We start from the raw sequence: 14210 nt of genomic DNA on the forward strand, positions 1-14210 counted from the left end.
TGACCCGTTCGCTGTCGGCGATGTCGCATCCCGGCCCGCGATGTGCAGAGAACCGGAGTTGAACTCACCCAGGCTGTGGGGAAAGGTTTTCCCGGTACCACCAGACGCATACGCCAATGCGTGCTGTACGATTCCACGAATACGGCCCGACAGACGTACTCCGTGTCGACGACGTCGAACGACCCACACCGGGTCCGGAGGAGGTCCTGCTCGAAGTTGAGGCGGCGGCGGTCAATCCGGTCGATACGTACTTCCGGACAGGCGATTACGAACCCGGCGAACTGCCCTGGGTCCCCGGCTCCGACTGCGCCGGGACCGTCGCCGCGACCGGCGAGGGCGTGGCTGACTTCGCCGAGGGCGACCGGGCGTTTGCCACCGGGCTGGGCAACTGGCTCCAGGGGACCTGCGCGGAGTACGCCACCGTCCCCGAGTCGCATCTGGCGCGGCTCCCCGAGGGCGTCTCCGCCGAGGCGGGCGCAGCCGTCGCGCTCGTCGGCGTCACCGCCTGGCAGACCCTCGTCGCAGCCTGTTCGCTGGAGCCAGCCGAGCGAGCGCTGGTTCACGGCGGGAGCGGCGGCGTCGGCCACGTCGCGGTCCAACTGGCCGCGGCGAACGGAGCGCAGGTGACGACGACAGCGTCGCCGGACTACCACGACCGGCTGGCCGACCTCGGCGCGGACGACGTGTTCGATTACCGCCGTGACGACCTCAGCGACGCCGTGGTCGAGGCCGGCGCGCCGGACGTGATTCTCGACCACCGGCTCGACGACTACCTCGCGTTCGACGCAGAGGTGGCCACACAGGGCGCTCGCATCGCCGCCATCGGGAACACCGACCTCGCGGCGACGTTCGAGAACGTCCCGCGCTGCCGGGCGAAGGCCCTCAGCGTCCACCACGTCTCGATGTTCAACACGCCCGAGTTCGGCGCGGTACTGGACCGGCTAGCGACCCTCATGGCCGACGGCGACCTGTCGCCGGTCGTCGCCCGCCGCTACGACCTAGACGAAGTGGCGGCCGCCCACGACGACGTACTGAACGACAGTTTCCTCGGCAAACTCGTCGTCACACCGTAGCCGAGCGACCGCTGGTGCTCGCGAAACCGGACCCGGTGCCTCGCGGACGGAGATTTATTTCCCTGCTAGCCGTTGTCACATACATGTCAGCCGATTTTGACTTCGGCGGCGAGGTAGCGCTAATCACGGGCGTCGGCGGAGCGCTGGGGAGCGCGGTCGCGGACGCCTTCCTCGACGCCGGCGCGACCGTCTGTGGCAGCGACATCATCGAACCGAACACCGAGGACTTCCTGCTGGCTGAACCCGAGCGCGTCGACTTCTACCAGGCGGATTTCAGCGACGAGGCCGACGTGGCCGAGACGGTCGAGGCGGTCGTCGACGAACACGGACGGCTCGACTACCTGCTGAACGTCGCCGGCACCTGGCGCGGCGGCACGCCGATTCACGAGACGGACCTCGACACGTTCGATTTCCTGTTCGACGTGAACCTCAAGACGATGTTCCTGGCGTCGAAACACGCGATTCCGCACCTGCGGGACACAGAAGGCGCGATTGTCTCCGTGTCTGCGCGAACGTCACTTGAGGGTGGTGAGGGCGACGGCATCTACCGGGCGACGAAGGCCGGCATCCGACTCCTGACCGAGACTATCGCGGAAGAGAACCTCGGATCCGTCCGGGCTAACGCTGTCATGCCGAGCGTCATCGATACCCCGATGAACCGCGAGATGATGCCCGACGCCGACACCGAGTCGTGGGTCGACCCGAGAGACATCGCAGCGGTGATACTGTTTCTCTGTTCGGACGCCGCAACCGTGACGAGCGGCGCAGCGGTTCCGGTGTACGGCGAGGTCTGACCCGCAATCGGTTCGGGCCAGCCCTTCATATCGCACGGTCACACACCCGAAAAACAGTCAAAAATCAACAAGACGGCTCGCCAAGTTGCTGCCACGCAGTTTCTGAAGGCGTGTTTCAATCCAGACACTATCGGCCCGTATCGCGAACTGGAATCACGGTGGTTTTTATACCCCAACATAATATGCCGCATCACAATGAGTGACAGAGAAACGTGGGCCTCACGGCTCGGGTTCCTTCTCGCAGCGATCGGTAGCGCAGTCGGTCTCGGAAACATCTGGCAGTTCCCGTTCAAGACCGCGACAAACGGTGGCGCAGTGTTCCTCGTTTTCTACCTCGTCGCCGTGTTGCTCATCGGCTTCCCGGCAATGTTAGCAGAGTTCATCATCGGACGGCGAACGAACCGTAATGCCGTCGACGCGTTCGCTGAACTCGGATTCAAGCAGTGGCGGGTCGTCGGTGGCCTGGGCGTCTTCACGGGGTTCTGGATTCTCTCGTATTACAACGTCGTCGGCGGATGGGTCATGCGGTATATTCTCGGTAGCGCAACGGGCGCATACTTCGGAAACTCCGCAGAGTACTTCGGAGCCATCTCCAGTGGCCCGGAAGCCGTCGTCGGACAGGCGCTGTTCCTGCTCATCTGTGTCGGCATCGTCGCAGTGGGTGTTGAGGACGGGATCGAGAAGGCGACGAAGGTGATGGTCCCCAGCATCGTTCTCCTCATGCTCGGGATGGCGGCCTGGGTCACCACCCTCGAGGGAGCGGGGGCTGGCTACAGCTACTTCCTCTCCCCGGACTTCTCCACGCTGGCAGCGAACGCTGGCGACCTGATTCCGTTCGCAGTGGGTCAGGCGTTTTTCACCCTCTCGCTGGGGATGGCAGCCATGATTACGTACTCCTCGTACATCGGTGACGACGAGAGTCTCCCGGTCGATGGTGGAATCATCGTCGTGACGAACACGCTCGTCGGTGTGCTGGCGGGGCTGGTCGTGTTCCCGATTCTCTTCGCCATCGGCATCAGTCCCGACACCAGCGGCCCGTCAGCTATCTTCGTCGCGATGGCATCGGCGTTCCCACAGCTCCCGGGAGGACGGCTCCTCGGTGTCGTCTTCTTCGGTGTCGTCCTCATCGCCGCAATCTCCTCTGCCATTAGCCTGCTCGAAGTTGCAGTCTCCTACGGCGTCGACAACACGCCTTACTCGCGGGTGTCGCTGTCGGCGATGCTCGGGGCCGTGCTGTTCGTGCTCGGATTCCCGTCAGCCTGGGACCTGGCGTGGTTCGGCTGGTTCGACACGCTCGCGTACAAGCTGTTCCTCCCGCTGTCAGTGCTGCTTATCCTCGTGTTCGTCGGCTGGGTGCTCTCCTCGAACGCGGTTGCCGAGCTCCGACAGGGGACGGGTGGGCTCCGGGCGTTCGGCCCGGCTTGGCTCTGGATGGTCCGGACAGTAGTCATCCTCGGTGTCATCCTGACGCTGGGCCTCGGACTACAGACGCTCCTCCTCGCTGAGGACCCCGCAATCATCCCGCCGATATAACCGACGTACGACATCGGTTTCCCGCAGACATTCTTCGCGACGGTCTGTAGTGACCGCCCAGTGTGTGGTCGTCGCAGTGACAGTAGCCCATCAGAAGGCCAGCCATCTTTTCACGGGATGGTGCGACTCTCACGAATCGTCTGGGCGGTTGCCAGCAGGCATACGACACCCAGAGTATATGTCAGTCCGATTCGAACCCGCACGGTTCGTCCGTAATCCCCAGACTGTCCGACACAGTGTCAGCCTCTTCGGTAGTACCCGAGAGCAGTGCGTGGGTGTCGACCGACTCGCTGCCGAGCACCACGAACCCAGTGAAGATAGTCAGGAAACCCGCCACTGCGGTCGGGGTGATCGCCTCGCCAAGTAAGGCCCACCCGCCGAGCGTCGACACGACGGGGACCACGTAGAAGATGAGGTTGGCCTGGATTGCACCGGTGACATCGAGCAGGCCGAAGTAGGCGATGTAGGCGATTGCGCCGGCGAAGATGCCGACGTACAGCAGGGCCGCAACCGCGGTCGGCGACCAGACCGCCGTAGCTGCCGATTCGCCCATACCGACGCTCAGCGCGTGACAGAACGCGGCGGCGACAGGGAGCGCCCACGCGGTCCGGACCGTACTCGACAGGCCACCATCGGACCAGCGGATGAGAACACTGCCAAGCGCCGCACTGGTCGCGCCGCCGAACAGGATGATTTTGCCGATGCCCCCGCTCAAGAGCATCGCCGGGTCGGGACTGACGACGAGGCCGACGCCGAGCAGGCCGATAACCATGCCGAGACCACCGCGGGCCGAAAGTCGCTCGTCGGAGAGCAGGAGCGCAGCGAACACCGGCGTCAGTATCGGATTGAGACTGAACACGATAGCGGCGACCGCGCTGGTGGCGGACTGCTGGCCCACGAATATCAGCGCGTTCGTGAGACCCAGCGCGAACAGACCCGTCGAGAGAATCCCAAGCACGTCACCGCGGGTCCGTGGGAGCAGGTCGTCCCGGGACCGCGTCACGACGACGTAGCCGAGGAGCACGACGGCGGCGATATCGAACCGCAGGGCGACGAACAGAAGCGGCGGGAGGTACGACAGCCCGGCCTTCGCGCCGACGAAGGTCCCGCCAAGCAGGACACTGGCAACGGCAGCGAGGGCGAACGTCCGGCGCGAAATCATGCCACCACCTCGTATGTGTTTTCTGAAATAACTGCACAGCCGACAGAGAGAACACGGGGAGAGACCTGAGTCATCGTACTCTATAGTATGATATCCGGACGTATAGTTCCGTTTAGAAAATATTACATGACGCGAAACAGCTGAATACCCGTGGCTGATATTCACGGTATGAAATTATTTCATAGTACGAAAGCGCTTTAGCACGGAACCCCCAACGCGGCGGTATGGAATCGGCGCTCGAAGAGATCGAGTTCCTCGCGCTCTCGTCGAACCGGGTCGAGGTCTTGCGGCTCCTGGCGGCGGAACCCCACTCGCGCGGGGAGCTCGCGACCGAAACCGGCGCGTCGCAGGCGACGCTCGGGCGTATCATCGCGGACTTCGAGGACCGGTCGTGGATCCGCCGAACGGGGGGCGAGTACGTCGCCACGGCGACGGGGCGCATCGTCGCTGACGGGTTCACCGACCTGCTCGACAGCCTCGAAACCGAGCAGCGACTGCGCGACATCGTCCAGTATCTGCCCACCGATGCGATGGACTTCGACCTGCAACACCTGGCCGACGCGACGATAACTGTCCCGAGCCAGACGCGCCCGAACGCGCCGGTCCAGCGACTCCTTGACCTGCTTCGGGACGCCGAGGAGGTCCGGACGTTCTCCCATGCGTTCAATGACCAGGCGATCCGAGTCGTTCAGGATCGAGCCACCGCCGGCGAACAGCGGTTCTCGGGCGTGTTCTCGCCCAGCGCCATAGACGCACTGGCAGCAGACGACCGGCTCCGGAGTCGGTTCGAATCGCTGCGTTCCGAACCGAACGCGTCGGTCCGGGTACGAAACGACGGTGTGCCACTCGCGGTGATGATCGCTGACGACGTTGTGCATCTGCTGTTGCGGGACGACAACGGCGTGCTACAGGCGTCAGTCGATACGACCGCGCCGGCCGTCCGCGAGTGGGCGATCGAGACGTTCGACACGTACTGGGCGTCCGCGGAGCCGCTCTCGGACGAGTGGTCGCTGTAGCTACTGTTTCTGGTTGTCAGAGCCGTGTGAGAATCAGTCGAGTCGCTACCGGACCAGATACGGGTCGTCGTTCGGCAGGAACCGCCCGAGGTCCGCCTCGCGGCGATAGTCGGTCTTCAGCAGCGCCGTCAGTGCGTCGACGAGGGCGGTCTCGTCGTCGTCGGTCCACTCCGCCGGCTCCTTGATGGGGACGACGAGCCAGCCGCTCCCGGGGACTTCCGTGGCGTGGCGGGCGTCCATGTCTATCGGCTTGGTCGGCTCCGAGGTCGTGTTGGCGAACACGTGCCGCGTGGCGCGCTCGCCGACGGGCAGGAGCACGTGCGCGGTGATAGCCCGAAGTTCCGTGTCGAACAGCGGTTCCTGGGCCTCGTAGTCAGCGTCCGTCGGCGGCTCGCCGCCGCACATATACAGATACGACAGGTACGTCTTCTCGACGGTCGGCGGAGTGCCGACTTCGGCGAGCAGTCCGGCCTCGACGAGCGCCCGCTGGAGACGTTCGCCCGCGGGATTGTCGGTAAAGGGGATGCCGGACGTTTCGCCACCGTGGACGCCGGGGTGGTCGCCGATGACGTGGAAGTGGGCATTGGCATCGCCGTACCCCGGTACAAACGGCTCACACGGGGCGTCGAAGCCGAAGGGGTTGTGCTGGCGGGCCGTGACGTTCTTCACGCGCGATAGCAGCAGGTCGCCGCTCAAAACTCCGCCGGTTTCGGCCACCGAATACGGGAAATAATGGTTAAGTTTGATAACGCTTTTCTCGGATGCCCGCAAGGAGTCGGATATGCTCCGGTCCGGGAGAAGTGATGTGGCGTGAGCCACGACGACCGTGTCGAGGACCTTCGAGAACGAAAAGCCGAGGCCAAGCGGGGCGGTGGCGAAGAACGAATCGAGGCCCAACACGACCGCGGGAAACTCACCGCGCGTGAGCGCATCGACTACTTCCTCGACGACGACACCTTCGTGGAAATCGACTCGCTCCGTGAACACCGCTCGACGAACTTCGACATGGCCGACAAGAAAGTACCGGGAGACGGCGTCGTCGTCGGCTACGGCAAGGTCGACGGTCGACAGGTGTACGTCTTCGCCCACGACTTCACCGTCTTCGGGGGATCGCTGGGCGAGGCCTTCGCACAGAAGGTCTGTAAGGTGATGGACAAGGCCATCGAGACAGGCGCGCCCATCATCGGCCTGAACGACTCCGCCGGCGCGCGGATTCAGGAAGGCATCGACTCGCTGGCGGGCTACGCCGACATCTTCCACCGCAATCAGCAAGCCAGCGGTGTCGTCCCGCAGATTTCGGCCATCATGGGGCCGTGTGCCGGCGGCGCGGTGTACTCCCCCTCCATCACGGACTTCGTCTACATGGTCGAGGAGACCAGCCACATGTTCATCACCGGGCCGGACGTCATCGAGACGGTGACCGGCGAGGAGGTCGGCTTCGACGAACTCGGCGGCGCGAAGACCCACGCCTCCGAGTCCGGGGTGGCCCACTTCACGGCCGCCGACGAGAAGGACGCGATGGACGACATCCGCTACCTGCTCTCGTTCCTGCCACAGAACAACGTCGAGGACCCGCCCCGCGTCGAGCCCTGGGACGACCCCGAGCGCCGGGACGAGGGGCTGAAGACGGCTGTTCCTGATGCGCCACAGAAGCCCTACGACATGACGGACGTGGTCGGGCGCATCGTCGACGAGGACTCCTTCTTCGAGGTCGCCGAGGACTTCGCGCGCAACATCGTCATCGGCTTCGCCCGCATGGACGGCCACAGCGTCGGCGTCGTCGGCAACCAGCCGCGGGTCAACGCCGGCACGCTCGACATCGACGCCTCGCGGAAGGGCGCGCGCTTCGTCCGCTTCTGTGACGCGTTCAACATCCCGATTCTCACGTTCGTCGACGTGCCCGGGTTCATGCCCGGCAAGGACCAGGAGACCAACGCCATCATCAACCACGGCGCGAAGCTCCTGTACGCCTACTCCGAGGCCACCGTCCCGCTGGTGACCGTCATCACGCGGAAGGCGTACGGCGGGGCCTACGACGTGATGGCGTCGAAGCACATCGGCGCGGACATGAACTACGCCTGGCCGACCGCCGAAATCGCCGTGATGGGGCCACAGGGCGCGGTGAACGTCCTCTACGACGACGAACTCGAAGACGCCAACGACGTGGAAGCCCGCCGCCAGCAACTCATCGACGAGTACCGCGACGCCTTCGCGAACCCCTACACGGCGGCCAAGCGCGGCTTCGTCGACGACGTCATCGAACCGCAGGAGACCCGCCCGCGGCTCATCGACGACCTGGACCTCCTGCGGGGGAAACGCAAGGACCAGCCCGACCGCAAGCACGGCAACATCCCACTGTGACGATGGCGGCAGACACTGACTCGGCGGTCGACGCCGAACTTGTCGCGGAAATCGCTGCACAGCTCGACGACGCGTCGACGGACGAGGCGGCTGCGATCGCCGTTGCTATCGGCGCACACCTCACCGACCGCCAGCGCGCGGCGGCAGCGGCCGCGGCGGCTGCAGCGGCAGACGACGGCGACTCCTGGGACGGCAAGCAGTGGTCGTTCTCCGGGCGCGTGGAAGCCACGCAGAAACGGTCCGTTCGAGTCCGCTCGGACGCGCCGACTGACCCCTGGAGTGCCGCCGGCCGCGCCGAGCGGTTCTAATGGTGGTCAGTCCGTCCGTCAGTTATTTGACGACGCCCTGAACGGGTTTGTGGCCATGTTCCATACTAACATGATTATATGTGTAAGATTGGCCGCTATCTGCGCATAGTTTTATGGGCCGACTCTCAGTATGAGGGCGTATGTTCGATAAGGTGCTCGTCGCTAATCGCGGGGAGATAGCGGTGCGCGTGATGCGCGCATGCGAGGAGTTGGGCATCGGCACAGTGGCCGTCTACTCTGACGCTGACAAGCACGCCGGGCACGTCCGGTACGCGGACGAGGCGTACAACGTCGGCCCGGCCCGTGCCGCCGACTCCTATCTCGACCAGGAAGCGATTATCGACGCCGCCAAACAGGCCGATGCCGACGCCATCCACCCCGGGTACGGCTTCCTCGCGGAGAACGCCGACTTCGCTGCGCGTGTTCAGCAAACGGACGGCGTCACCTGGGTCGGCCCCGAGAGCGAGTCGATGGAGGCACTGGGCGAGAAGACGAAGGCCCGCAAGATCATGCAGTCGGCTGACGTGCCCATCGTCCCGGGAACGACCGACCCGGTCGAGGATCCCGAGGAGGTCGTCGAGTTCGGCGAGGAGAACGGCTTCCCGGTCGCCATCAAGGCCGAAGGGGGCGGCGGCGGCCGCGGGATGAAAATCGTCCACGACCCGGAGGAGGCTGAGGAGCAACTCGAAAGCGCAAAGCGGGAGGGAGAGGCGTACTTCTCGAACGACTCCGTCTATCTCGAACGCTATCTGGAGAACCCCCGCCACATCGAGGTCCAGATTATCGCCGACCACCACGGCAACGTCCGGCATCTGGGCGAGCGTGACTGTTCGCTGCAGCGACGCCACCAGAAGGTCATCGAAGAGGGACCGTCGCCGGCCCTGAACGACGCTCTCCGGGAGAAAATCGGTGACGCCGCCCGCCGTGGCGTCCGCGAGTCCGACTACTACAACGCCGGGACCGTCGAGTTCCTCGTCGAGGAAGACCCCGACCGCGAGCCCGGCGAACTGCTCGGCGAGGACGCGAACTTCTACTTCCTCGAAGTGAACACCCGCATCCAAGTCGAGCACTGCGTCACCGAGGAGATAACCGACATCGACATCGTCAAGTGGCAACTGCGGGTGGCGATGGACGAGGAGATAACCTTCGCACAGGACGACGTGGAGATAGAGGGCCACGCGATGGAGTTCCGCATCAACGCCGAGAACGCCGCCGACGACTTCGCCCCCGCGACCGGCGGCAGCCTCGACACCTACGACCCGCCGGGCGGCATCGGCGTCCGCCTCGACGACGCGCTCCGGCAGGGCGACGACCTCGTCACCGACTACGACTCGATGATAGCGAAGCTCATCACCTACGGCGGGGACCGCGCGGAGTGCATCGAGCGCGGGAAACGGGCGCTCAAGGACTTCGACATCGAGGGGATCCCGACCGTCATCCCGTTCCACCGCCTGATGCTCACCGACGACCGGTTCGTCGGCGGCACCCACACCACGAAGTACCTCGACGAGCAACTCGACCGCTCGCGCATCGAGGAGGCCCAGGAGCAGTGGGGCACCGTCACCGAGTCCGACGGCGACGAGGACGAGGAGGTCGTCGAGCGTGAGTTCACCGTTGAGGTCAACGGCAAGCGATTCCAAGTCGACCTCGAAGAGCGCGGCGCACCGCCCATCAACGTCGGCGACGTGGACGCCGACGGCGGCAATCAGCCACAGCGGCCGCGGGGCGGCAGTAGTTCCGACAGCGGCGGCGGCAGTGCCTCTACCGCCGAGGGTCAGGAAGTCGCCGCAGAGATGCAGGGGACAATTCTGGAGGTCAACGTCGAGGAGGGCGACGAGGTCGAGGCCGGCGACGTTCTCTGTGTGCTCGAAGCGATGAAGATGGAAAACGACATCGTCGCCGAACGAGGCGGCACTGTCAACGACGTGGCCGTTAGCGAGGGCGAATCAGTCGACATGGGCGACCTGCTGTTCGTTATCGGCTAAATCTTACTGCGTCGGGTTCGAGTCGCGCTCTTTGGGCGCGCTCGAACCGCTCCTTGCAACATTTAGTACAAAACTGCTCCGAGCGCCGTCGGCGCTCGCGGTATGCTGCTCACCGCTCCGCTACTGCTCCTACTCTGTGCAATGGTTGCCTTTAGCTACGCGAAAACCGACTGGTTAGCCACTGTAGGGTGGGAAATCGAAAAGGGGCCGAGCGCTCGTGAGCCGAACCGACGCAAGCACGGCCGCAGGCCGCGCGCAGCGAGGGGGCTTTCGGAAAAAAGGCTCTGTTTAAACCCTATTCTTCACACACCTTCTCGCGTGAAACAGCCGTCAATCAGGGTTGCGGATTGATTGGCATATCAAACAGACAAGAGACGGGACGCTAGTCACTCTTGGATACTGAATTCAATCTCAGTCTGGTTTATCGAGACGATGATGTTCGATCCCATCCGGAGATCGTACTCTTCGATATTGAATGGATACTCCTGTTCACGTCCATCACCGAGGGAAATTGTGAGCGTATAGTCGCCAGTGTCTGTGATGCCTGGATACACATTTTTCCTGTTACTGGGATTGACCGCTGTTTCGCCTTCAAACACGCTTGAGTCGCCTGTTACGACTGATACCGCCACTGTGGCTTGTTCCGGACTCTCATTATCGAGTACGACGAAAATGTCTTCTGCAACATCCGGATCAGTCTCTGTGGAACAGCCAGCAAATTGAATTAGTAAGACCGAGAGCGACAGCAGTGATCGTCGCTTCATCATTTGACGAATGACCCGTCATCAGTAAGTGTCTTATCTTCACTGACCACACCGAGTCCGGATATATCCGCTGCTGAGGATGTCGACAAACACTGAAAGCAGTCCTACTGCAACAGCAGTCGCCCAACTCTGCCAACTGCTTTGTACCCTCGCCGTGCTACGCCGGGTATGAACGAGACGCGCCACCGGGTGCTCGACGCGCTGGCCGACGGCCCCGTCTCGGGGCCGGCCCTCGCCGACGAACTGGACATCTCCCGCTCTGCGGTCTGGAAACACGTTGAAGCCCTCCGCGAGGAGGGGTTCGAAATCGGGAGCAGCGACGCGGGCTACACCCTCGATTCGGTGCCGGAGTTCGGGGCGAGCGCGGTCGAGTACGGCCTGGACGCACCGTTTTCTGTCGAGTACCACGACAGCATTCCGAGCACGAACGCACGCGCTCGTGACTGTGCGGCAGATGGGGCGTCAGACACCGTCGTTCTGGCCGACGAACAGACCGGCGGCCGGGGACGGCTCGACCGCGACTGGCACTCGCCCAGCGGCGGGGTCTGGCTCTCGGTGCTGTTCCGACCCGACGTGCCGATGGCCCACGCGCCGGTGTTCACGCTCGCGGCCGCTGTCGCGGTGACCCGGGCGGCACGCGAGGCCGGGGTCGAGGCAAGCATCAAGTGGCCCAACGACGTGCTGGTCCGCCACGGCGACGCGGAGCGGAAACTGGTCGGCATCCTCACCGAGATGGAAGGTGAAGCCGATCGAGTCTCGTGGGTCGTCGTCGGCATCGGCGTCAACGCGAACGTCGATCCGGCGGACTTGCCCGCAGAGGCGGAGCCGACGAGCCTGCTCGCTGAGCGAGGCGACTCGGTCGACAGACGGCTGTTCACCCAGCGGCTGCTGGAGGAGTTCGACACGCTCCGACAGGACCCGGCGAACGTCGTCGAGGCGTGGCGGGAGTCCGCCACGACGCTGGGCAAACAGGTCCGGGTCGAGACGCCGGGTGGCACCATCGAGGGTGAAGCTGTAGACATCCAGTTTCCGGGTGCGCTCGTCATCGAGACAGACTCTGGGACAGAAATCGTTTCCGCGGGCGACTGTGAACACCTCCGCCCGATTACGGAGTGAGCGCGACGGCGAAAGACGGGTCACTGTGGGACGCCGGCAGGCTGCTCGTCTTCCGAGACATCTTGCGTCGTCGTCTCTACCGGAACAGTGACAACGGGGACGTGGGCTGACCGGACGACCCGTTCGGCGACGCTCCCCAGTAGCAGGCGGTCGATACCGCCGCGTCCGTGGGTCCCCATTACGATGAGGTCGCAGTCGTTCTGGCTCGCGTAGTCGACGATTTCTCGACTCGGGCTTCCCTCGGCCGTGGCCCGTGTGACAGTCAAATCGTCGGCAACGAGACGCTTCACCATGTCCAGCGCCATCTCGCCCTCGCGATGGAGCGAGTCGGTGACACTCTCCCACGTCGGCTCGTTCGGGAGCGTCGAAAATCGGCCGGTATCAACGACGTACAGCGCGTGAATCTCGCTGTCGTGAGTTGTTGCAAGCGTTTCAGCGTGTGTGAGCACCGCCCGTGTCCCCGGCGACCCGTCCGTTGGCACCAGTATCCTGTCGTACATACTGTACTGTTGACTGGCTGAACAGATATAGTTTGGTAACAGGTAGCACACAACAGCCGAACAGACGCTGGCTCAGTTCAACTCTCGGTTCCGCTCGGCCTCTGTTGCCCCGGAGCCGTCCAGCGACGGCTCGTCGAGAGCCTGTTCGAGCCGTCGTTCGAGTTCGGCTTCGGATATTTCCCCGTTGGCGTAGCGCTCTGAGAGCCGCTCGACGGGGTCTATCTCGCTGGCACTGGCCGCATCTGTTGCGTGTGCGGCCTGCGTTCGTGACGCGTCAGTCGCCGACGCCGTCGCCTCGTCCTGACTGAAGACGGTCGACGCGGCCCAGTATACAGCATAGCCGATAGCCGCCAGAACCCCGATGGTGGCGGCCAGCGAGAGCAGTCCCAGAACGAGACCGATGAGACCGAAGAACAGCCCGAACGCAAACCTCACAGCTGCGATAACAACGAGGAACGAGACAAGCCCTAGCAGCCCGTACAGGAGTATCTTCAGCGGTGTGCTCAGGGCGCGGTCAGTGGTGGAGGGCATTGCCCGTACATACTATTTCCGCAGTGATAAGAATTAGTCCGTCGTCGGATGGACGACTCGTCGGACATCGGCCAACCCTGCCCGACGAACGACCGCCCGAACGGGGTTTCGTGCCCCGGAGAGGTTGTCGGAGTCGCCGTCGAGGACGAGCAGGCGCGCCGGGTGGCCGGGCTCGACGAGTCCGCCGCCGAGACCCGCGATCTCGGCCCCGTTGACTGTCGCCATCCGCAGCACCTCGCGGGCCGAGAGGTCATACAGTTTCGCGGTAAACTCCATCTCGCGGAACATCGACGGGCTGTTGAGCATGACGTTGTCCGTCCCGAGCGCGACGGTCGTCCGGTCGGCTAGTTCCTCGATTGGCGGGCGGCCCACGTCGGTGACGATGTTCGACCGCGGGCAGACGACGACCGGGATTTCGCTGTCGGCAACCCGCTGGAGGTGCAGCGGTTCGGCGTGGACCATGTGGACGAGAAAGTCCGGGTCAAGGTCAAGCGCGGGATTGATATCGGAGCTGTCGACCTCGCCGGCGTGGATGCCGAACAGTTTGCCGGCCGCTCGGGTGGCGCGGCGCTCCGCCCCGAACTCGCTGTCGTTGGCCCCGCTCGCGCCGAACCCGTCAGCCAGTTCCATCGCGTCGGTCGTCTCGCGGCCGAGAATCACGCTCTCTAGGGACGCGTCCGCCAGCGCGTCCCGGATGGCCTCGACGCCTTCGACGCCGCCCTCGCGGAACTCGACGAACGCGCCGGTCCCGGCCTGTTGCATGAACGACAGCGACCGCGCCATCGCGGCCACCAGTTCGTCCCGGTCGGCATCCCGGAGCAGCCGGTGTTTCAGACCGTCCGGCGGCGCGACCAGTTCTTCGAGCGAGAGGCCCTCGCCGGCCTCCTTCGCAATCGAGTCGCCGATGTGGGTGTGGGCGTTGACGAACGACGGCACCACGATGTCGTCGCTGTCGACCGCCGACTCCTCGATGGCGGCTATCTCGCCGTCCTCGACGACGACGCGGCCCTCGACGGCCTCGAACGACCGTCCCGTCAGAATCGTCCCTTCAACAATCATGTTCCCTG

The 14210-nt window shown here is 64.2% G+C and carries 14 protein-coding genes; 8 read left to right on the plus strand and 6 right to left on the minus strand.

Going from position 1 to position 14210, the window contains the following annotated elements:
• Nucleotides 1-116 precede the first annotated feature (116 nt).
• From DVK00_RS09700 to DVK00_RS09710, 3 genes are all read left to right on the plus strand, one after another.
• Nucleotides 117-1073: an NADPH:quinone reductase gene (locus tag DVK00_RS09700; RefSeq protein WP_101349468.1), complete on the plus strand. Its 957-nt coding sequence runs from the start codon at nucleotides 117-119 to the stop codon at nucleotides 1071-1073.
• A gap of 83 nt (nucleotides 1074-1156) precedes the next feature.
• Complete coding sequence (locus DVK00_RS09705; RefSeq protein ID WP_101349467.1) at nucleotides 1157-1867, plus strand: SDR family oxidoreductase; 711 nt, start codon at nucleotides 1157-1159, stop codon at nucleotides 1865-1867.
• A gap of 195 nt (nucleotides 1868-2062) precedes the next feature.
• On the plus strand, nucleotides 2063-3400 hold the full coding sequence (locus DVK00_RS09710; protein WP_101349466.1) for a sodium-dependent transporter: 1338 nt from the start codon (nucleotides 2063-2065) through the stop codon (nucleotides 3398-3400).
• A gap of 181 nt (nucleotides 3401-3581) precedes the next feature.
• Here the strand turns inward: DVK00_RS09710 and DVK00_RS09715 are convergent, their stop codons facing one another.
• Entirely contained in the window at nucleotides 3582-4562 is a 981-nt protein-coding gene (locus tag DVK00_RS09715) for a DMT family transporter (RefSeq protein ID WP_121577644.1), read from the minus strand.
• Nucleotides 4563-4786: 224 nt separating this feature from the next.
• Between DVK00_RS09715 and DVK00_RS09720 the strand changes: the two genes are divergently transcribed.
• Nucleotides 4787-5578 carry a winged helix-turn-helix domain-containing protein gene (locus DVK00_RS09720; RefSeq protein WP_101349464.1) on the plus strand — a complete coding sequence of 264 codons (792 nt, stop codon included), beginning with the start codon at nucleotides 4787-4789 and terminating at the stop codon, nucleotides 5576-5578.
• A gap of 45 nt (nucleotides 5579-5623) precedes the next feature.
• On the opposite strand, the gene DVK00_RS09725 is transcribed toward DVK00_RS09720, so the two are convergent.
• Complete coding sequence (locus DVK00_RS09725; protein WP_101351405.1) at nucleotides 5624-6247, minus strand: uracil-DNA glycosylase family protein; 624 nt, start codon at nucleotides 6245-6247, stop codon at nucleotides 5624-5626.
• 141 nt (nucleotides 6248-6388) lie between these two features.
• Between DVK00_RS09725 and DVK00_RS09730 the strand changes: the two genes are divergently transcribed.
• The 3 genes from DVK00_RS09730 (at nucleotide 6389) to DVK00_RS09740 (ending at nucleotide 10232) form a co-directional block, all read left to right on the plus strand.
• Nucleotides 6389-7939 (plus strand): acyl-CoA carboxylase subunit beta, encoded by a 1551-nt coding sequence (locus DVK00_RS09730; protein WP_121577645.1) that lies wholly within the window; start codon nucleotides 6389-6391, stop codon nucleotides 7937-7939.
• A gap of 2 nt (nucleotides 7940-7941) precedes the next feature.
• Nucleotides 7942-8247, plus strand: coding sequence for an acc operon protein (locus tag DVK00_RS09735; RefSeq protein WP_101349462.1), 306 nt, complete (start codon nucleotides 7942-7944; stop codon nucleotides 8245-8247).
• A gap of 140 nt (nucleotides 8248-8387) precedes the next feature.
• Complete coding sequence (locus tag DVK00_RS09740) at nucleotides 8388-10232, plus strand: acetyl-CoA carboxylase biotin carboxylase subunit (protein ID WP_121511071.1); 1845 nt, start codon at nucleotides 8388-8390, stop codon at nucleotides 10230-10232.
• A 386-nt stretch (nucleotides 10233-10618) separates the two neighbouring features.
• Here DVK00_RS09740 and DVK00_RS09745 read toward each other — a convergent pair whose 3' ends face one another.
• Nucleotides 10619-10996: a hypothetical protein gene (locus DVK00_RS09745; protein WP_147435881.1), complete on the minus strand. Its 378-nt coding sequence runs from the start codon at nucleotides 10994-10996 to the stop codon at nucleotides 10619-10621.
• 168 nt (nucleotides 10997-11164) lie between these two features.
• Between DVK00_RS09745 and DVK00_RS09750 the strand changes: the two genes are divergently transcribed.
• Nucleotides 11165-12112, plus strand: a complete 948-nt coding sequence (locus DVK00_RS09750) for a biotin--[acetyl-CoA-carboxylase] ligase (RefSeq protein ID WP_121577647.1) — start codon at nucleotides 11165-11167, stop codon at nucleotides 12110-12112.
• Between the two features lie 20 nt (nucleotides 12113-12132).
• Here the strand turns inward: DVK00_RS09750 and DVK00_RS09755 are convergent, their stop codons facing one another.
• The 3 genes from DVK00_RS09755 to DVK00_RS09765 all read right to left on the minus strand — a co-directional run bounded on the left by DVK00_RS09755 (nucleotide 12133) and on the right by DVK00_RS09765 (nucleotide 14202).
• Nucleotides 12133-12612, minus strand: coding sequence for a universal stress protein (locus tag DVK00_RS09755; protein ID WP_101349459.1), 480 nt, complete (start codon nucleotides 12610-12612; stop codon nucleotides 12133-12135).
• A gap of 72 nt (nucleotides 12613-12684) precedes the next feature.
• Entirely contained in the window at nucleotides 12685-13143 is a 459-nt protein-coding gene (locus DVK00_RS09760; RefSeq protein WP_101349458.1) for an SHOCT domain-containing protein, read from the minus strand.
• A gap of 33 nt (nucleotides 13144-13176) precedes the next feature.
• A complete protein-coding gene (locus DVK00_RS09765) occupies nucleotides 13177-14202 on the minus strand; it encodes an amidohydrolase family protein (RefSeq protein WP_121577648.1) in 1026 nt (341 codons plus the stop codon).
• Nucleotides 14203-14210 lie beyond the last annotated feature (8 nt).

The sequence above is a fragment of the Haloarcula sp. Atlit-47R genome (assembly GCF_003665985.1).
GTDB classification, from domain to species: domain Archaea; phylum Halobacteriota; class Halobacteria; order Halobacteriales; family Haloarculaceae; genus Haloarcula; species Haloarcula taiwanensis.